A 17,332-nucleotide genomic window follows, 5' to 3' on the forward strand; every position below is an offset into this window, starting at 1 on the left:
CCGTAATTCTTAATTCGTAATTCGTAATTATAAATTATATCTATTATTTTTATGCCCTCACTCACACAATGATCTATCATGGCTATTATCAGACCTTTCCAAGGATTAAGGCCCAAAGAAGAACTGGCAGCAAAAGTAGCCGCCAGGCCTTACGATGTGCTCAGCTCAGCAGAAGCAAAGACCGAAGCAGCCGGTAACCCGTACGCTTACTACCATGTTTCCAAATCAGAAATAGATCTGCCGGAAGGTATCGATACACATAGTCAGCAGGTATATGATAAAGCCGCAGAAAACCTGCAACGCTTCGTTAAAGAAGGTATCCTTTCACAGGATCAGCAACCTTGCTACTATATTTATAAACTGGTGATGAACGGCCGCGCTCAAACAGGCCTGGTATGCGTTTCCTCGGTGGCCGATTATAACAACGGTATCATCAAGAAACATGAATTTACCCGGCCCGACAAAGAACTGGACCGCATCAACCACATCAAAACCACACTGGCACAAACCGGTAACGTATTCCTCGCTTACAATGATGTACCCGAAGTGAATGCGCTTATCGAACACTGGCAGCAACAGCATCAGCCCGTGTACGACTTCACCGCTGAAGACGGCATCCAGCACACAATCTGGGTCATCAATACCCCGTCTGCCGTGCAGGATATCACAACCCTGTTCGCGGAAAAAGTACCTTGTACCTACATCGCGGATGGCCACCACCGCGCCGCTTCCGCCAGCCTGGTGCAGAAAGAGTTCCAGGAGAAAGGAAAGATCACTTCTGTAGAAAACCCGGTGAACTATTTCCTCACCACCATCTTCCCGGCCAGTCAGCTCGCCATCCTTGATTACAACAGGGTGGTAAAGGACCTCAACGGCCTTAGCAAAGTGGAGCTGCTCTCCCGTCTTGATTACGATTTCACCGTGGAAGAGATCGGCCACCTGCCGCAACAGCCCACTATGCTGCATGAATTCAGTATGTACCTCGATGGCAAATGGTATCGCCTTGTTGCCAAAGAAGGCACCTATACCACCGATCCTATCGGCGTGCTGGATGTGACGATCCTGTCGAACAATGTGCTCGACAAATTATTGGGCATCAAAGATCAGCGTACCGATAAGCGCATCGACTTTGTAGGCGGTATCCGCGGCCTGCAGGAGCTGGTAAAACGTGTAGACAGTGGCGAAATGAAAGTAGCCTTCGCCCTCTACCCTGTTACCATTCAACAATTGTTCGATATTGCCGACAGTGGCAATGTGATGCCTCCCAAATCCACCTGGTTTGAACCCAAGCTGCGTGATGGTCTTATCACACATGTGATCTAGGCTGCATCATTTGGAAGTTCGGCCACTGCATATTAAATTTAAAGCCTCCACTTGAAGTGGAGGCTTTTTTATACCTATGCATACTGATTCTATCTTTGATAACGACCCTGTGCTGGACGCCACTTTCCGGCCACGGCCCCAACCCTTTCCCAAGCTCTGGCAGGCCTTTGCCCTGGTGCCGGTGCTGATAGCCGTCCAGCTGTTTTTCTGGTTCTTACTACCTGTTTTATATCGGTACGTTCAGCCCTACCTGGCGCCCTTCTGGATGGTGGTCATTACCATTACCTGTGTGAACATAGCGAACCTGCTGATCGTTTACTACTGGCTCAAACGTAAGGCAGAACCGGGTTACAGGCCCAACTTCCGGTATCCGGGACTGGCAGTGACTGTAACGGTGATCGTGATCGCTATGTTATTGACAGTTGTGCCGGCGGCCTATCTGCGCATGTTACACATTAATATGCCATCTAACCGTTTGCTCAACATTTTCATGGACAGGCCGGCGATGTTCCTCCTGGCCTCCTTCCTGTTCCTCGTAATGGAAGAGATGTGGATGCGGGGCGTGCTGGTGGACGGTTTGCTGAAGAATACCCGTCCTGTTGTTGCGCTGTTTTGCGCAGCGGTTGTCATCAGTGTAATTTATCTGTCTTTCCCCATGTTCCTCTGGGTCTTCCCGCAGGTATTGTTCAATAACTGGGTTTATTACAAAACAAAGAGCCTGCTCCCCACGCTGCTGGGCCGGTTCGGGGGCGCCGTGGTATTGCTGGACATCTTTACCAGGACCAACGGCAACAGCTACTGCTATATCGACAGCCTTTTCTACGACAGCCAGTTGTATTACTATACCATCGTGGCAATGACCCTGCTGCTGATCGCCGGATTGGTATTCCTGCGCGGGTATTTCTCCCGTCATCCCTCTTTATTACATGATAAATAAAAAATATATTAATACCTGGTAGAGAAGACGGCAAACATTGGCAGATTAAGCGTCTGCACATTACCTCATTTTCCTTACTTTTACAACAAACGACAACAGACAGGAATGCATATGAGGTCTTCTTTATTGAGAACATTACTTTTTGCGGGAATTTTATTTACTCAAACAGCGTTGGGTCAAGATGCGAAGGAGCTGTACAAGACAGCGACCAATTTCATGCGTACCGGAGATTACTCCAATGCCATACTGGTGCTGAACCAGGCTTTGCAGCTGGACCCCGACAATTTTGAATACCGTAAACAACTGGGATTTACCTTTTACCTGAAAGGAGACCTCAACAAAGCAAAGAGCGTCATAGAACCTTTGCTGAACAGCAAGGAGGCCGATGTGCAAGTGTTCCAGATCGCAGGTAATATTTACCAGGGACGGGAAGAATGGAAGACGGCGCAAAAGATGTATGATAAGGCCATCCGCAAGTTTCCACAGAGCGGCGAATTGTATAATGACAATGGCCAGCTCCAGATGAACTTCAAGATGTACGATGCGGCGCTCCGCAGCTGGCTGAAAGGCATTGAGCAGGACCCTACCTTTCCGGGCAACTACTACAATGCCACCAAAACCTACTATTACAGCAATGATCCGTTGTGGTGCATCCTCTATGGCGAAACATTCATGAACATGGAAAGCTTCACCACCCGTACCGCCGAGATCCGTAATATCGTGATGGAAGCGTATAAACGGCTGTTTAATGATCCCTCGCTGTTTAACAGCCTGGTCCCGGACGAAGACAAGAGAGGAAGAAAAGGCAACAAGGGAGATAACAACGATTTTGTGAATGCCTATAAACAGTGCATGGGCAAGCAGATCAGCGTAGTGACCGGCGGTGTGGATCCGGATGCGCTCATTATGGTACGCACCCGTTTCCTGTTAGACTGGTATAACTTCTATAGTATGAAGTTCCCTTATGCGCTGTTCGATTTTCAGCAGCAGCTGTTAAAAGAGGGCATGTTCGAAGCTTATAATCAATGGCTCTTTGGTCCTGCTGCCAGTCCATCCGCGTACAAAGGTTGGGTGGCGTTGCATAAACAGGACTATGACGCCTTCTCCAAATATCAACGCAATCATCCGCTGAAACCGAGGCCGGACGAGTATTATAACAATGGGAAATTTACACTGGTGAACGCGGGATACTAGTAAAAATCTCAAAATCCATATATGCTTGTTGCTAAACACCAAAACACTATTGACAACGCGGTAAAAGCCAACCACGCAAGAACCTTTTATTCGCAATATCCGGAGCACCCCAAAGCGTACGGGGATGAAGCGCATGCGATTGGCGTACAGAGTTATCAGCAGATGCTGAACAAGCCCTTCAAACAGTTGCTGCAAACCGGCGAAACCGCCTGGGCCGGCGAAGAAGTATCGCCGTATACCCAGGAGGTGCTGGGCGTAACTTACCCGCTCTTCGCCATTCCCGACCTGATCGCCAAAGCTGCCGCCGCAGGAAAATCATGGAGCAAAACACCTGTAAAAGAACGCGCCGCCATACTAACGGAAACGCTTGAACGAATTAAAGACCACTTCTTTGATATCGCCAACGCCACCATGCATACTACCGGCCAGAGCTTTATGATGAGCTTCCAGGCATCAGGACCGCATGCCAACGACCGCGCGCTGGAAGCCATTGCCACCGGCTATCATGAGTTACAGCGCTATCCCGGGCAAATCCTCTGGGAAAAACCCATGGGCAAGGTGAGCGTGAAACTGGAAAAAACCTTCAAAGCCATTCCCAAAGGCATCGGACTGGTAATTGGCTGTTCTACTTTCCCGATCTGGAATTCACTGCCAGGCATATATGCAAACCTGATTACCGGCAATGCTGTGATCGTGAAACCACATCCGCGCGCCATTCTTCCTATAGCCATTGCCGTTAGTGCCATCCAGCAGGTATTGCAGGAAAACGGTTACGACCCGAACCTCTGCCAGCTGGCTGCTGACAGTTCTGAGCATCTCATCACCAAAGACCTTTGCGAACATCCGGAAGTGCGCCTGATCGACTATACCGGCGGTAATACCTTCGGTGATTATGTAGAATCGCTGCCAGGCAAAACCGTTTTCACGGAAAAGGCCGGCGTCAACTCTGTGATCATCGACAGCGTCAAAGACCTCGATGCCGTGATACAAAACCTCGCTTTCTCCGTAAGCCTGTATTCCGGCCAGATGTGTACGGCGCCGCAAAATTTCTTCATCCCGGAACAGGGCATCAGTACGGCATCCGGGCATGTGAGCTTCAATGATGTGGTACAAAAATTCCGCGACGCCGTAAGCGGTCTCGCCAGCAATCCCAAGATGGGCGCGGGCACACTGGGAGCAGTGCAGAACGAAGTCACGTTACAGCGCGCCAAAGAAGCCGCCCACCTTGGCGGTAAAGTGATCCTCGAAGGATCGCCGGTCAACAATGAAGAGTACAGCAAAGCGAGAGTATTTGCGCCTACTATCATTGAAGTGAGCAGCGCGGATAACAACATCTATGAAAAGGAGCTGTTCGGCCCCGTAGTGCTCATCATCAAAACAAAAGATACCAATCACTCCCTGCAACTGGCGAAACAGATGGCCATCAAACATGGCGCAATCACCTGTGGCGCTTATACAACAGATGCAGTGGTGAAAGATAAAATTGAGGAAGAGATGAACAGCGTATTTACGCCAGTATCGTTCAACCTCACCGGCTTCATCTGGGTAAACCAGCATGCAGCATTCTCCGACTTCCACGTAACCGGTGGCAATCCCGCTGGCAACGCCAGTTTCACCAACCAGGAATTTATTGTGAAACGGTTCGTGTGGGTGGGCAATCGCGAAGTAGTAGAATAGACGGATATTTGAGATCCCTGTGCATCTTACACAGGGATCTCTTTAAAATATTTATCTCTCCGTATGTACAAAGCGATATCGATATTATTCATCGTAGTAGCGCTGATGGCCGCCTGTCAGGAAGCACCGCAGGCCGACAAGGCCAAAGTGACCGATGCGCAGGCAGTACAGCCCGGCGCCGGCGACACCTACCTGGCCGATACCGCCGCGAGCAGCATCGGCTGGATAGGCACTAAACCTACCGGCAAGCATCATGGCAGCATCCGGCTGGCCAGCGGCACGCTACATGTGAAAGATACCAGCATCACCGGCGGACACTTCGTGATCAATATGCACACCATGCAGGATATCGACCTCGCAGGCGATACCGCCATGAAAAACAAACTGGAAAGGGAATTGAAAGGACCACTCTTTTTTGATGTAGAAAAATATCCCACCGCCATCTTCGAGATCACCGGCATAAAACCTTACCATCCTTCTGTTAACGAAGAAATTGATCTGAAAGACGCCACGCATATCATCCAGGGTAACTTCACGATGAAAGCTGTTACCAAAAACATCACTTTCCCTGCTATTATCTCCATTAACTCCGGAAAAGTAAGCGCCACCGCCTCCTTCAATATCGACCGCACACTTTGGGGCATCAGCTACCGCGCCGATAAATCGGTACAGGACAAACTCATCAACTCACAAGTGAATATCAGTTTCAATATTATCGCCCGCAGGTGAGTATCTTTTTTACGTGAAGCCAATAAAATATTTTAAATTTAGTACAGCCTCTATCACGTAAAAACTGATCAAAATGGAAACTACTCAGGAAAGAGATGAACGTCTCTGGCGTATTGCAAAAGCCAGGGCCGCCTTCAAATCGCATCTAATTGTGTACCTGGTGGTCAACACCGGTTTGTGGGCAGTGTGGTTCCTTACGGACAATCACAAACTCCACGGCACGCCCTGGCCCGCATGGCCCGCATTATCCTGGGGCCTCATCCTCGCATTCCAATATTTCAACGCATTCCACCGGGATCCTTTCGGTGACAGACTGAAAGAATATGAAAAACTAAAAGAGCAGCAACAGACCCGCATTTAAGCACTAAAAACAAGCAGCATGACAGACCAACCGCAGCGACTATTTGATGTGATCGAGTACCAACTGAAGAATTATCCGAAAGAGGATATGCTTGCAGGAAAAGAGAATGGTCAATGGAGAAAATACAGTACGAAAGAGATAGCCGAGCTCACCTTACGTTTCAGCGCCGGCTTGCTGCAACTCGGCATCAGACCCGGGATTACAAAGAATGAAGAGAAAGACAAGATCGCAATTATCTCACCTAACAGACCAGAATGGGTGATCACCGACCTGGCCTGTCAGCAGCTGGGAGCAGTGCTCACGCCTATCTACCCTACCATCAGCCAACAGGAACTGGAATTTGTGCTGAACGATGCAGCAGCACGTATACTTTTTGTCAGTGATCAGGAGCTTTTACAAAAAGTGTTAGCATCGAGAGATAAATTTCCTACCATCAGAGAGATATTCACCTACGATAAAGCAGAGGGCGCGCGGCATTGGAAAGAGGTGCTGGAACTGGCGCAGGAAGCGGATATTGAGCAGATACGCCGCTCCAGGGAACAGATATCTCCTGAAGAACTGGTGACCATCATCTACACTTCCGGCACCACCGGTACCCCTAAAGGCGTGATGTTGACACATCACAACATCATGAGCAATGTGCTTACCTGCAAAGGGTATCTGCCTGTTAACAAAGACGCCAAGGCGCTCAGTTTCCTGCCACTCAATCATATCTTTGAACGGATGGTTACCTATCTGTTCCTCTCAGCAGGCGTACCCATCTACTACGCCGAAAATATGGACAAGATCGCAGATAACCTCAAAGAGGTGAAACCGACCATCTTCACTACCGTACCGCGTTTGCTCGAAAAAGTATATGAGAAGATCATGGCCACCGGTCTTGAATTGAAAGGCATTAAACGCGCGCTTTTCTTCTGGGCGCTCGATATTGGCAAACGTTACGAAATCAATAAAGACCTCGGTTTCTGGTATAACCTGCAATTGAAGCTGGCCAACAAACTTGTTTTCAGTAAATGGAGAGCCGCGCTGGGCGGGAATATACAGGCGATCGTCAATGGCGCCGCCGCCTGCCAGGTGCGCCTGCTCAAAGTGTTTACTGCCGGCGGTATTCCTATCATGGAAGGCTACGGACTTACTGAAACCTCACCGGTGATCAGCGTAAACCGCTATGATGTTGCCGATCGTATGTTCGGCACTGTTGGTCCGATCATTGACCAGGTAGCAGTGAAAATCGCTGAAGACGGCGAGATACTTTGTAAAGGGCCTAATATCACTATCGGCTATTACAAGCGCCCCGATCTCACCGCCGAAGCCATCAAAGACGGCTGGTTCCATACCGGCGACATCGGCGTGATCATCGACAATAAATTCCTGAAGATCACCGACCGCAAAAAGGAACTGTTCAAAACCTCTGGCGGCAAATTCGTTGCCCCACAGCCGATAGAGAACAAGTTCAAGGAATCGCCTTATATAGAACAGATCATGGTGGTGGGAGAAGACCGCAAGTTTACGGCGGCCCTTATCGTGCCTTCCTTCAGCAACCTGCAAAAATGGGCCGAAAAACGTGGCATCCCCTGGACCACCAACGAAGAAATGCTACAGCTGCCCGACATCAAAGATATCTTCAAACAGGCCACAGACAAGTATAACCAGTTCTTTAACCACATTGAACAGGTGAAAAAATTTGTATTGCTGCCCCGGGAATGGACCGTCGATGGCGGGGAGCTCACTCCCACCCTCAAAGTGAAGCGCAAAGTGATCCTGGAGAAATTCCGGCAGGAGATAGACAGTATCTATGCGCCTGCGGCGGGGAAAGTGGATATAGAAAGTCTTTAAAATTAAAATTAAAACCCTTACTTTTGCAACCCGATCCCCTGAAATGGGACTGGAACCGCTGGCCCGGTAGTTCAATGGATAGAATAGAAGTTTCCTAAACTTTAGATACAAGTTCGATTCTTGTCCGGGCTACGAAAACGTTTATTCGCCCAATCTTAGCTTTACTAAGGTTGGGCGTTTTTCATTTGCAGGCAGTAGAGATTTCAGAAAATATTAATTACTCAAAGCATTGAATAATTGATGATAATTTTTAATAACATGATATGCTATTGTATTAATGGTCGACAGTGCGAATAGTATTTCATTTTAATGGTGATTAGGGCCAGTATAGTTTTCTGATTAATTCACGTCTTGTTCTTCCTTCTTCAGCACAACATAGCCGCACAAGTCAAAAGCAATATTTTAAACAACCGTACAAATCACATCTTAATGAGTTATTGATTAACAAGCCATTAACATTGAAAATTGACTTGTTTTTTATGAGAAAAAAATTTTCGCAATTTGTTTTTTGATTTGCTTTTCGTCTATATTTGCACAAGTCCAAAAAACAAGACGATGAACAACAAACAAATAATAGCAGAATTGCGGAAGCAGGCGAGTGAGTTCGAAGATAAAGCCCAAAGGCTCTATCAGGCTGCTGACATATTAAGTGAGTTGGAATCCTCGAATGAACATGGTAATGCCAAATCTTCCAGTTACAGTAACTCACTCAACACGGATGAATACAGTCATCCAATTATGAGTATCAGTGAAACAGCTGAGAATGAAGTAGCGACAGATGCAGCCGGTCAAATTGCGTCTATTATCAGGTCAGCAGGTCGTTTCTTGCACAAAAATGAAATTGAAAATTTGATTGGTGAAGAAGATCGGGAAAGATTTAAATACCTCTCATCAATTCTTTCAGCTGCAGCTTCCAAGGGCAAGCATGATATTGTTAATATAAGAGAAGGCAGGTCAAAAAATACTACATTCTGGGGATTTAAGGACTGGCTGGATTCGACAAAGAATGTAAAGCCCAAATATCACTACAAAGAAGATGTAGTACAGCAAAAAAAAGCAAAAGCAAGAGCTTAGTCGAGATATTAAGAGAACGTGCTTAAACAAAATGAAACCGCTGCGATTGCAGCGGTTTAGAATGACTTAGATACGAATGGAAAGTGCGGTCAAAATATGCCGCAGCCTATGAAAGAGGTGTGACTATTGGAACCAGCTTCATTTGCTATACTCCAAACATCATCATCCATTTGTCTATGAGCAGAAACCTATCATGCTCTCAAACTAGGTAGGTAAAAGAGGTAGAACCATGGTTCTACCTTTTCTGCTTTCGGTAATAAAGATAAAACTATCCACCTTAATACCAAAATGAATTATACACATTACAACACTTAACAATGACCGCGACGTGATCAATGATAAAACCATTCTAATTATTACTGTTTCATTACCGGCAGTTCAATATAAGTTGGAAACTTCTGTGAAAAAAACACCGTGTGTGTGGCCTTTACGAAATCACTCTCCTTCGCTTCGTAAATATTAGGTATATATTTCTGCGGATTTCTATCGATCACTGGAAACCATGTGCTTTGTACCTGGATCATCAGGCGATGCCCTTTTTTGAAAACATGATTGATATCGTGCAAGTCAATTACAAATTCCTCCGGCTTGTTTGGAATCAGTGGCGATGGATTTGAAAAACTTTTCCTGAATCTTCCGCGGAAGGCCTCCATAGCTACCGGCAATTGATATTGACTCATGAACACATTCCGGGCATACATATCCGGATAAACATCAATGAGCTTTACAATCCAATCGGCATCGGTTCCCGTGGTACTTGCAAATAAATGTGTAATAATTTTGCCGGTAACCACTAAATCCTCTGAAAGCGTATCGGTAGTAAAGCTCACTACATCAGGTCTTGACGAAACAAAGCGCTGATCTTCCACATGCCAATAACGCCAACGGCTTCCAACGCCGTAAGTAGCTTCGATGGGCTGAACACGATATGGAACCGGCCTCGCAGGATCACTCACAAAATTTATTGCACCATTTGCGAGCGTTGGCTTGTTGAAAGACGCCATATTATTAGGTCCTGCGTATAGCTTTCTTAAAACAACTTCTTTTGGAGGCCACGCTGTATAAGTCTTCCACTGATTAGTGCCCGTCTGGAAACAATAAGCTTCTTCAAATTTCCCATCTCCAATCCCTTTTAGCCAATAGTCGAACCATTTCTTCTGTAAATCCTGAAACCAGGCCGCCGTATTGCTTTCAAAAGATATCTTCCCCAGGCTATCTGCTTTTGCTCTTGCCCATTGTCCATGGTTCCAAGGACCCAATACGATAAAATTCCTGTTGAAAGAATCCTTCTTTTCCATATGATCATACATCAATTGAGGGCCATTAATATCTTCCTGATCATAATATCCGCCAACATGTAACATAGGAATCTGTGGGGAAGAAATATAAGACAGCGGCGAATTCTCTTCCCAAAATGAGTCGTAATTGGGATGTGCGACAAAGTTGTTCCAAGTCGGTATCTTACCATGAAAATATTTCTCATTAACGTTTTTCAACGATCCTAATCTCAGGTACCAATTAAACAAATCGAATTGTGGAAATGGAAATTCACTATCCTTACTTAGATCATTTTCTAACTGATAGGTATACTCCATACCATAACTCAGCCGAAGCGCACCATTGTGATGAAAATCATCACCTAAAAACAGATCTCCCATACACGCCTGTGGACTTGCAGCCTTCAACGCAGGATGTGGGTCCACAGCCCCAACCAATGCAAGCCAACCGGGATAAGAGATACCGAAAATACCTACCTTACCATTGTTGTTGGCTACATTTTTCACCAACCAATCAACTGTATCCCAGGTATCTGTGCTCTCATCTATAGCATTCTTTTGCTTTGCATGAATGAGTGGTTGATGAATCTGCATAGTACCCTCACTTTTATATTTACCACGGATATCCTGTATCACAAAGATGTACCCCTCAGCCGCCATTTTTGCTACATAGTCCCACTCAATGAACTTGCGATCATCAAGGTTATCAGCGCCATAAGGCGTACGTATTATCAATATTGGAAGTGGTTTTGTTTCGTTCGCCGGTGTACGTATAATCGTAAATAAATGAACGCCATCACGCATCGGGATTTTTATCGTTGCTTTTTTGTAGTCGGTAACCTGCGCCTTTGCAAGTACACTTAATAAAACGATTATAATTAACGTAAAGAGGGCGTAGTACTTTTTCATATTATTTATCTCAAGTAGCAGAGTAACTTTTCATAAATTTAAAAATAAACTACTAAATTTCTCTCATCATGAATACATCCACGCTCAACATACACATCTCACCTGAAGCAGGCCTCGTTTCTGCCAGGTACATCACGCCTGATCATCCCAGGTGCATCTTCACGTTGGCGCATGGCGCCGGCGCCGGCATGGATCATAGCTTCATGGAAACACTGGCCAATGCCCTTGCCCAGGCCGGCATCGCCACACTACGATTTAATTTCCCTTTTGCAGAACACAAGAAAGGCCGGCCGGATTCGCCTGCTGTGGCGCAAGCTACCATCGCTGCGGCGATCGCGAAAGCACAGGAACTGCAACCCAAACTGCCACTGTTCGCCTCCGGCAAATCTTTTGGCGGCAGGATGAGCTCTCAATATCTCGCTGCACATCCGAACAGTCCCGCGAAAGGCATCGTATTTTACGGGTTCCCGCTGCATCCCGCCGGCAAGCCTTCTATCGACCGGGCCGAACACCTGAAAGCACTGAAAATACCCATGCTCTTTTTACAAGGCAGCAAAGACACGCTGGCCACCTGGGATCTGATCGAATCCGTTTGCGCATCGCTGAAAAAAGCTACCCTAGTGAGACTGGAAGGCGCTGACCACTCTTTCAAAGCAGGAAAAAATGATGTGATGTCGTTGTTAGTAAAAGGAACAGAAAAGTGGGTACAGAAAATAATCAAATAGTTATGTTCGAACAGATAGATAAATTCGTGGCTACCTGCCTTACGCTCACACCGGAAGAAACAGCGCTCTTTCACTCCCTCCTTAAATTCAAACGGGTACGCAAAAGAAGCTATCTGCTACAGGAAGGGGAGATCTGCGACTTTGAAGCCTATATCGTGAAAGGCTGTATCCGCACGTATTTCCTCAGCGATGACGGCACAGAAACCATCTTGTCTTTTGCCATTGAAGACTGGTGGGTGAGCGATCTGTACAGCTTTACAGAACAAAAGCCGACAGATATGTTCATTGAAACATTGGAAGATTGTGAACTGCTGGTGATAGATCATAAAAGCAAACAACAACTTTTCCAGCAGATACCGAAGTTCGATACGCTCTTCCGGCTATTGGTACAGCGTTCCTTGTTTGCCCTGCAAAAGCGCTTCCACAGCCTGGTTTCCCAGACTGCGGAACAACGCTATATCGCCTTTATCAATAAATATCCGCAAATCGTTCAGCGGGTGCCTCAAAACCAGATCGCACGCTACCTGGGCGTATCGCCTGAATTTCTGAGCAAAGTGAGAGGTGGTATGAACAAGAAAAAATAAATCAGGAAAATATCAACTTATTAACGATGTCCAGTTCATCCTGGGCAATCGTATGCCCCATGTTATCATAGATCTTCTCTGTAACATCAGCGCCCATTTCGCGCAGTATGTTGGCAGAGGCATACACACGCTCTACCGGCACATGAAAATCAGGATTACTGCTGCCGATGAATACCGGCGTTTGTGCAAAATCTCCTTTATAATTATCTCTGTAAATCTTATCCCCGATCAAACCACCGGTGAAAGCGGCAATGCCGCCATACCTCGCCGCATGGCGCGCTGCAAACTCCAGCGTCAAACAGGCGCCCTGTGAAAATCCAAGCAGATAGATACGTTCCTTGCTGATACCTTTCTGCTCAATATCCGCCACCAGTTTATCGATAATATCAACGGCAGATGACAACCAGGGCTCATTCTGCGCCGGCGGCGCCAGAAAAGAATAGGGGTACCAGGTATTATTGGTAGCCTCTGGCGCAAACAACGTATAACCGTCCACGTTAAGGTGGTCTGCCAACGTGAGAATACTGTTAGCAGTAGCACCTCTGCCATGTATCATGATCAATGCTTTGCCGGCGCTGCTCAAAGGCGCGCCGGCAGTAATGATATGCGCTTTATGCATATGTCCATCCTTATTTTAAAACAGGTAATACTTTTTCAATATCGGCTCTTGCAGGTTCGTACTGCTTTGGCAATTTCAATTTGCTGCCCAGCTCCGCCAGTGGCTCATCTACAGTGAAACCAGGATTATCGGTAGCGATCTCGAAAAGCACGCCGCCCGGCTCCCGGAAATACAAGGAGTAAAAATAGTCGCGGTCGATCTTCGGTGTGATCTGCAAACCTTTGCTCACGATCTTCTCCCGAAACGCCATCTGGATATTATCATCTGCCACCCGGAATGCCACGTGGTGATTGGTACCAGCCGCCGTGCGGCCCTGCTGGCCATCGGGCGTTTCGAGCAGGTCAATTACACCGGCATTTTCCACCGCATCTGTTATGAAGCGGTAACGGTTACCTTCCTGCGATAACAGATGATAACCGAAGATATCCGTCAGCACTTTTGCGGTAGGATCGATTCCTTTCAGTGTAAGGGTAACGCTGTGAAACCCTCTGGTGGCGGCATCCTGCTTCACTTCAGCCGTTTCCCACGACGCACGGTTGTCGGCCTTTGCCGGCTCGATCATACTGATGTTCAGTCCATCGGGGTCAGTGAAGGAAAGATACTTTTCACCAAAGCGCTCCGCCACTTCCTGGTGCGGGATATTGAACTGTTTGAAACGATCGGCCCAGAAAGCCAGACTGCCCGCCGGTACGGCATATCCGATCTCGGTAGCCATACCTGTACCCGTGCGGCCCTGGCCAATACCTTCCCAAGGGAAAAAGGTCAGGATAGTGCCCGGCGTACCGGTTTCATTGCCGAAATAAAAATGATAGGTACCCGGGTCGTCAAAGTTGACGGTCTTCTTCACCATTCTCAATCCAAGTACTTTTGTATAGAAATCATAGTTGCGTTGCGCATTGTCTGCGATCGCAGTAATGTGATGCAGGCCTAAAATATTTTCTTTCATCTGATAAGTTTTTACGTGTCTGTATTATTATTTGTTGTGCTCAAAGGCAGCACGGATCTCGTTTTCCAGCAGCCCGCTGCCACCGCCGTAATGGCGGATCACTTTCGCCTGCGGGTGTAACTGTTTAAACAATTCCCTTAACTCCTGCCCCTCTTCCTTACTGACGCCGGCGCATAACAACACCGCATCAAAAGGTTCACTGCGGAAAAGTGATTCGGCCGCATCGCGCGACAGCGCCACTTTTCCCGACCAGCCTTCCTGTTTGTTCAGCAAGCGGAGGATCACTTCCATGATCGCTTCGTTATATCCAACTGCCAATATTTTTAATTCGTTGTTCATCTTCATCAGTTATATGTCCATTGGAATATCCATCAACAAGATCTCTCCATTGTCTTCCAGCGATGTGATATGGACTACATCAATCTCCTGTATTCCCATCCCATCGCGTGTTTGCAGCGTTTTGCCATCTATTGTAAAACTACCTTTGATCACAAATGCATAGATGCCATTGCCCGGCTTTTGCAGGCGGTAAGCGGTTTGAATATCTTTCTCAAAAACACCGCTATAGAACCAGGCATCCTGTTGAATATTATCCGGGGAGATGATCGGCAGAAGGGTATTCTGCCCTTTTTCAGGCGATAACTGCGTATAACGGGGCGTTATATTCAGTTGATTCGGGTATAACCATATTTGTAAAAAAGCAGCGGGACGGTCAGCATAATGATTGTATTCGCTATGGAAGATGCCGCTGCCTGTGCTCATCACCTGTACCTGGCCTTCCAGCAGCACTTTTACGTTGCCCATGCTGTCTTTATGCTCAAGGCCGCCTTCCAGTGCGATGCTCACGATCTCCATGTTATCGTGAGGATGCTCACCGAAGCCTTTGCCACCTTCAACAATATCATCGTTGAGCACACGCAGGGCGCCAAAGCCCATCCGCTTGGGATTGTAGTACTCGCCGAAGCTGAAGGTCTTTTTGCTGTCCAGCCAGCCGAGATAATCGTGCCCGCGGGTATCCGCTTTATGATAAGTGTATTGTGCCATTGCTTTGTTTTTTACGATACAAAGATCCTACACAAGTACCTCCGGGTCCATTAATATGGATTAAGAAAGGGACTTAATCCAGGTTAAGAAATCAATGTCACAAATACCCCCTTAACTAGTCCCGAGTGCCACCTCTTGAACTGATGATACGCGAGTAGATTTGTTGTACAAAACCACCACTACGATGACAAACAATATTTTGCAAGAGATAGACAACACTACGAAATCCTTGCTGGACACCATTTCCAGCTTTCCGGAAGAACAATTCAACACCATTCCTTTTGAAGGCAGCTGGACGGCCGGCCAGGTAGCCGAGCACCTGTTGCTATCGGAGCGGGGCGTTCCACATGTACTGGCAGGCAGCTCCCGCCCGTTAGATCGCTTGCCCGACGAAAAAGCGCCCGCTATCCAGTCCATGTTCCTGGATTACACTATCAAAATGACATCCCCCGAAATGATCGTACCTTCGGATACGCCGAAGGACAAAGCGGCTATACTGGATGCGCTGAAACGCAACCGCGAAGAGATACAACGACTCGCCAGCCAGCTGGATCTCACGGAAATCTGCACCAGCGCCCCTTTCCCGGTATTAGGTGAATTTACCAGGCTGGAATGGGCCGTGTTCGTGGTTTGCCACGCCACCCGGCACATCAGGCAGATGAAAAATATACAAGCTAAACTCGCAGCGCTTTCCTGAAAGCGCTGCCCTCCCTGTACCGCTGCGATTGTCATATAATGTAGCATGCAAAGCGGTAATGTCATACAACTGAGCTGCTTCCCGGAAGAAGTGCAAAGCCCGCAAAGGGCCGCCAGTACTTATTTTATCATCATCTCTCCACCATCCTGGCTCAAAGAAAAAGTAAAACTTTCAGTAACCGCCGCTAACAGCATTATACCGCTATCAGTCGTTAACCTGGGGAACCTGGCGCATATTTCTTTGTTTAAATTTCTTTATAAAGATGATGATGCAGATGTGATCGGCCGGGTGAACAATGCAGTTTTTCACTTCCCCTCGTTTCCTGTAAAATTAAACGGCGTAGATATTTTCAGGCATGGCGCCAAGGCAAGAACTTTATACGCAGCCCTTGAAAACCCTTATCCGGTAAAGATCATACAACAATTGATCGTGTCGCGGTTCCGGCTGAAGCCAGGACATTTCACCCCGCATCTAACGATCCTAAGAAACATACCAGTTAGTATCTTCGATAAGATAGCTGATCTGTCATTTGATTTTGATGATGAATTTGAATGCGATCACATCACCATTTTAAAGAAGTTGCCGGGCGAAAAAAAGTTCAAAGTATTAACGCAGGTAGCGCTGGAAAAAATACCGGATTACCAATAGCCCATCCAGCGGATAACAATATTGACCAGGATGACCGCGCCCACCAGCAGCAGTATCCAGCCGGAACGGCGCACACTGTCGGGCAGGTTGGTATTTTTGCTGCGTAATACAAAAGCACGGATCATGATCGCTGCGAGCGCTGCGCCACAAATGCTGGAGAGTATCTTGTTATCGATGAGCACAAACCCTAGTAACAGCGCCAGGCTAAACAGCCCGAATACAGCGCCAAAGCGCTCCGCCACGGGCTGTATATCTTTCTCGGAGAAAGGCACCATTTGATTCAGCAGGGTTGTCAGTTCATCTAACCGCTCGATCTCCGGTGGAATAATGATCGTTTCGCCCTTGCCTTCACCACGAATAATGATACCTCCCGTTTTCTTCTGGTTGATCAGCTTGATATCAAAAACGGAAAGGTTCAGATCTGGCGCGCCCGCCTGCCGGCGGATGACGGCGTGCTCGTCTACTTCAATCTCATAGCTTTCATATACTTTCTTCAGCCTCCTGCTGATATTGAATACGGACCATGCGCCCACGACGATCACAAAGCCGGCCATGAGCATCACATCGTTTTTATTCTTGCTGGCAACGAAAGCCAACACGATCACCACTACCAGGAACACGGGAATCACACGGATCATAATCCTTTTACGCATAGCGGCAAGTCCTTCGGGTGTAAGTCGGAAAATATTCATGGCGAGCGGGTTTACAAACAAAAATAAAAAAGCCTCCGCTAATGTCGGAGGCTTTTTTCA

General features: G+C 47.2%; 18 protein-coding genes and 1 tRNA gene. 13 read left to right on the forward strand and 6 right to left on the reverse strand.

Annotated elements, in window-relative coordinates; all coding sequences use genetic code 11:
- Positions 1 to 78: 78 nt before the first annotated feature.
- The 9 genes from FPG75_RS16470 to FPG75_RS16510 all read left to right on the forward strand — a co-directional run bounded on the left by FPG75_RS16470 (position 79) and on the right by FPG75_RS16510 (position 9,131).
- Positions 79 to 1,323, forward strand: a complete 1,245-nt coding sequence (locus tag FPG75_RS16470; RefSeq protein ID WP_143307966.1) for a DUF1015 domain-containing protein — start codon at positions 79 to 81, stop codon at positions 1,321 to 1,323.
- A gap of 76 nt (positions 1,324 to 1,399) precedes the next feature.
- A complete protein-coding gene (locus FPG75_RS16475; RefSeq protein ID WP_143307967.1) occupies positions 1,400 to 2,260 on the forward strand; it encodes a CPBP family intramembrane glutamic endopeptidase in 861 nt (286 codons plus the stop codon).
- 216 nt (positions 2,261 to 2,476) lie between these two features.
- Complete coding sequence (locus tag FPG75_RS16480) at positions 2,477 to 3,454, forward strand: tetratricopeptide repeat protein (protein ID WP_161596826.1); 978 nt, start codon at positions 2,477 to 2,479, stop codon at positions 3,452 to 3,454.
- A 21-nt stretch (positions 3,455 to 3,475) separates the two neighbouring features.
- A complete protein-coding gene (gene paaN, locus FPG75_RS16485; protein WP_143307969.1) occupies positions 3,476 to 5,131 on the forward strand; it encodes a phenylacetic acid degradation protein PaaN in 1,656 nt (551 codons plus the stop codon).
- A gap of 63 nt (positions 5,132 to 5,194) precedes the next feature.
- Positions 5,195 to 5,860, forward strand: coding sequence for a YceI family protein (locus FPG75_RS16490; protein ID WP_143307970.1), 666 nt, complete (start codon positions 5,195 to 5,197; stop codon positions 5,858 to 5,860).
- A 73-nt stretch (positions 5,861 to 5,933) separates the two neighbouring features.
- Positions 5,934 to 6,221 carry a 2TM domain-containing protein gene (locus FPG75_RS16495; protein ID WP_143307971.1) on the forward strand — a complete coding sequence of 96 codons (288 nt, stop codon included), beginning with the start codon at positions 5,934 to 5,936 and terminating at the stop codon, positions 6,219 to 6,221.
- A gap of 18 nt (positions 6,222 to 6,239) precedes the next feature.
- The gene (locus FPG75_RS16500) at positions 6,240 to 8,057 is read left to right on the forward strand and encodes an AMP-dependent synthetase/ligase (RefSeq protein WP_143307972.1); all 1,818 of its coding nucleotides are present in this window, start codon (positions 6,240 to 6,242) and stop codon (positions 8,055 to 8,057) included.
- A 60-nt stretch (positions 8,058 to 8,117) separates the two neighbouring features.
- Positions 8,118 to 8,189, forward strand: a tRNA-Arg gene (locus FPG75_RS16505).
- 423 nt (positions 8,190 to 8,612) lie between these two features.
- Positions 8,613 to 9,131 carry a hypothetical protein gene (locus tag FPG75_RS16510; RefSeq protein WP_143307973.1) on the forward strand — a complete coding sequence of 173 codons (519 nt, stop codon included), beginning with the start codon at positions 8,613 to 8,615 and terminating at the stop codon, positions 9,129 to 9,131.
- 356 nt (positions 9,132 to 9,487) lie between these two features.
- Here FPG75_RS16510 and FPG75_RS16515 read toward each other — a convergent pair whose 3' ends face one another.
- Positions 9,488 to 11,317, reverse strand: a complete 1,830-nt coding sequence (locus tag FPG75_RS16515) for a CocE/NonD family hydrolase (protein ID WP_143307974.1) — start codon at positions 11,315 to 11,317, stop codon at positions 9,488 to 9,490.
- 68 nt (positions 11,318 to 11,385) lie between these two features.
- On the opposite strand from FPG75_RS16515, the gene FPG75_RS16520 reads away from it, so the two are divergent.
- Together FPG75_RS16520 and FPG75_RS16525 are read left to right on the forward strand one after the other, a co-directional pair.
- Positions 11,386 to 12,042, forward strand: a complete 657-nt coding sequence (locus tag FPG75_RS16520; RefSeq protein ID WP_143307975.1) for an alpha/beta hydrolase family protein — start codon at positions 11,386 to 11,388, stop codon at positions 12,040 to 12,042.
- 2 nt (positions 12,043 to 12,044) lie between these two features.
- Positions 12,045 to 12,626, forward strand: coding sequence for a Crp/Fnr family transcriptional regulator (locus FPG75_RS16525; protein WP_143307976.1), 582 nt, complete (start codon positions 12,045 to 12,047; stop codon positions 12,624 to 12,626).
- 1 nt (position 12,627) lies between these two features.
- Here the strand turns inward: FPG75_RS16525 and FPG75_RS16530 are convergent, their stop codons facing one another.
- The 4 genes from FPG75_RS16530 to FPG75_RS16545 are packed head-to-tail and all read right to left on the reverse strand — an operon-like array spanning position 12,628 to position 15,235.
- Entirely contained in the window at positions 12,628 to 13,245 is a 618-nt protein-coding gene (locus tag FPG75_RS16530) for an alpha/beta hydrolase (protein ID WP_143307977.1), read from the reverse strand.
- 10 nt (positions 13,246 to 13,255) lie between these two features.
- Positions 13,256 to 14,191, reverse strand: coding sequence for a ring-cleaving dioxygenase (locus tag FPG75_RS16535; RefSeq protein ID WP_143307978.1), 936 nt, complete (start codon positions 14,189 to 14,191; stop codon positions 13,256 to 13,258).
- A gap of 27 nt (positions 14,192 to 14,218) precedes the next feature.
- Entirely contained in the window at positions 14,219 to 14,530 is a 312-nt protein-coding gene (locus FPG75_RS16540; RefSeq protein WP_143307979.1) for a response regulator, read from the reverse strand.
- Positions 14,531 to 14,539: 9 nt separating this feature from the next.
- Positions 14,540 to 15,235 carry a pirin family protein gene (locus FPG75_RS16545; protein ID WP_143307980.1) on the reverse strand — a complete coding sequence of 232 codons (696 nt, stop codon included), beginning with the start codon at positions 15,233 to 15,235 and terminating at the stop codon, positions 14,540 to 14,542.
- Positions 15,236 to 15,419: 184 nt separating this feature from the next.
- Between FPG75_RS16545 and FPG75_RS16550 the strand changes: the two genes are divergently transcribed.
- Together FPG75_RS16550 and FPG75_RS16555 are read left to right on the forward strand one after the other, a co-directional pair.
- Positions 15,420 to 15,932: a DinB family protein gene (locus FPG75_RS16550; RefSeq protein WP_143307981.1), complete on the forward strand. Its 513-nt coding sequence runs from the start codon at positions 15,420 to 15,422 to the stop codon at positions 15,930 to 15,932.
- Positions 15,933 to 15,977: 45 nt separating this feature from the next.
- A complete protein-coding gene (locus tag FPG75_RS16555; RefSeq protein ID WP_143307982.1) occupies positions 15,978 to 16,580 on the forward strand; it encodes a 2'-5' RNA ligase family protein in 603 nt (200 codons plus the stop codon).
- On the opposite strand, the gene FPG75_RS16560 is transcribed toward FPG75_RS16555, so the two are convergent.
- Complete coding sequence (locus FPG75_RS16560; protein ID WP_143307983.1) at positions 16,571 to 17,272, reverse strand: hypothetical protein; 702 nt, start codon at positions 17,270 to 17,272, stop codon at positions 16,571 to 16,573. The genes FPG75_RS16555 and FPG75_RS16560 overlap by 10 nt on opposite strands.
- Between the last annotated feature and the right edge of the window lie 60 nt (positions 17,273 to 17,332).

It is taken from the genome of Chitinophaga vietnamensis (genome assembly GCF_902167635.1).
Taxonomy (GTDB): Bacteria; Bacteroidota; Bacteroidia; order Chitinophagales; family Chitinophagaceae; genus Chitinophaga; species Chitinophaga vietnamensis.

Excerpts from the sequence above, each read along its gene's own strand:
- FPG75_RS16470 (WP_143307966.1), top strand. The coding sequence starts at position 79 with ATGGCTATTATCAGACCTTTCCAAGGATTAAGGCCCAAAGAAGAACTG.
- FPG75_RS16475 (WP_143307967.1), top strand. The coding sequence starts at position 1,400 with ATGCATACTGATTCTATCTTTGATAACGACCCTGTGCTGGACGCCACT.
- FPG75_RS16480 (WP_161596826.1), top strand. The coding sequence starts at position 2,477 with ATGCGTACCGGAGATTACTCCAATGCCATACTGGTGCTGAACCAGGCT.
- paaN (WP_143307969.1), top strand. The coding sequence starts at position 3,476 with ATGCTTGTTGCTAAACACCAAAACACTATTGACAACGCGGTAAAAGCC.
- FPG75_RS16490 (WP_143307970.1), top strand. The coding sequence starts at position 5,195 with ATGTACAAAGCGATATCGATATTATTCATCGTAGTAGCGCTGATGGCC.
- FPG75_RS16495 (WP_143307971.1), top strand. The coding sequence starts at position 5,934 with ATGGAAACTACTCAGGAAAGAGATGAACGTCTCTGGCGTATTGCAAAA.
- FPG75_RS16500 (WP_143307972.1), top strand. The coding sequence starts at position 6,240 with ATGACAGACCAACCGCAGCGACTATTTGATGTGATCGAGTACCAACTG.
- FPG75_RS16510 (WP_143307973.1), top strand. The coding sequence starts at position 8,613 with ATGAACAACAAACAAATAATAGCAGAATTGCGGAAGCAGGCGAGTGAG.
- FPG75_RS16515 (WP_143307974.1), bottom strand. The coding sequence starts at position 11,317 with ATGAAAAAGTACTACGCCCTCTTTACGTTAATTATAATCGTTTTATTA.
- FPG75_RS16520 (WP_143307975.1), top strand. The coding sequence starts at position 11,386 with ATGAATACATCCACGCTCAACATACACATCTCACCTGAAGCAGGCCTC.
- FPG75_RS16525 (WP_143307976.1), top strand. The coding sequence starts at position 12,045 with ATGTTCGAACAGATAGATAAATTCGTGGCTACCTGCCTTACGCTCACA.
- FPG75_RS16530 (WP_143307977.1), bottom strand. The coding sequence starts at position 13,245 with ATGCATAAAGCGCATATCATTACTGCCGGCGCGCCTTTGAGCAGCGCC.
- FPG75_RS16535 (WP_143307978.1), bottom strand. The coding sequence starts at position 14,191 with ATGAAAGAAAATATTTTAGGCCTGCATCACATTACTGCGATCGCAGAC.
- FPG75_RS16540 (WP_143307979.1), bottom strand. The coding sequence starts at position 14,530 with ATGAACAACGAATTAAAAATATTGGCAGTTGGATATAACGAAGCGATC.
- FPG75_RS16545 (WP_143307980.1), bottom strand. The coding sequence starts at position 15,235 with ATGGCACAATACACTTATCATAAAGCGGATACCCGCGGGCACGATTAT.
- FPG75_RS16550 (WP_143307981.1), top strand. The coding sequence starts at position 15,420 with ATGACAAACAATATTTTGCAAGAGATAGACAACACTACGAAATCCTTG.
- FPG75_RS16555 (WP_143307982.1), top strand. The coding sequence starts at position 15,978 with ATGCAAAGCGGTAATGTCATACAACTGAGCTGCTTCCCGGAAGAAGTG.
- FPG75_RS16560 (WP_143307983.1), bottom strand. The coding sequence starts at position 17,272 with ATGAATATTTTCCGACTTACACCCGAAGGACTTGCCGCTATGCGTAAA.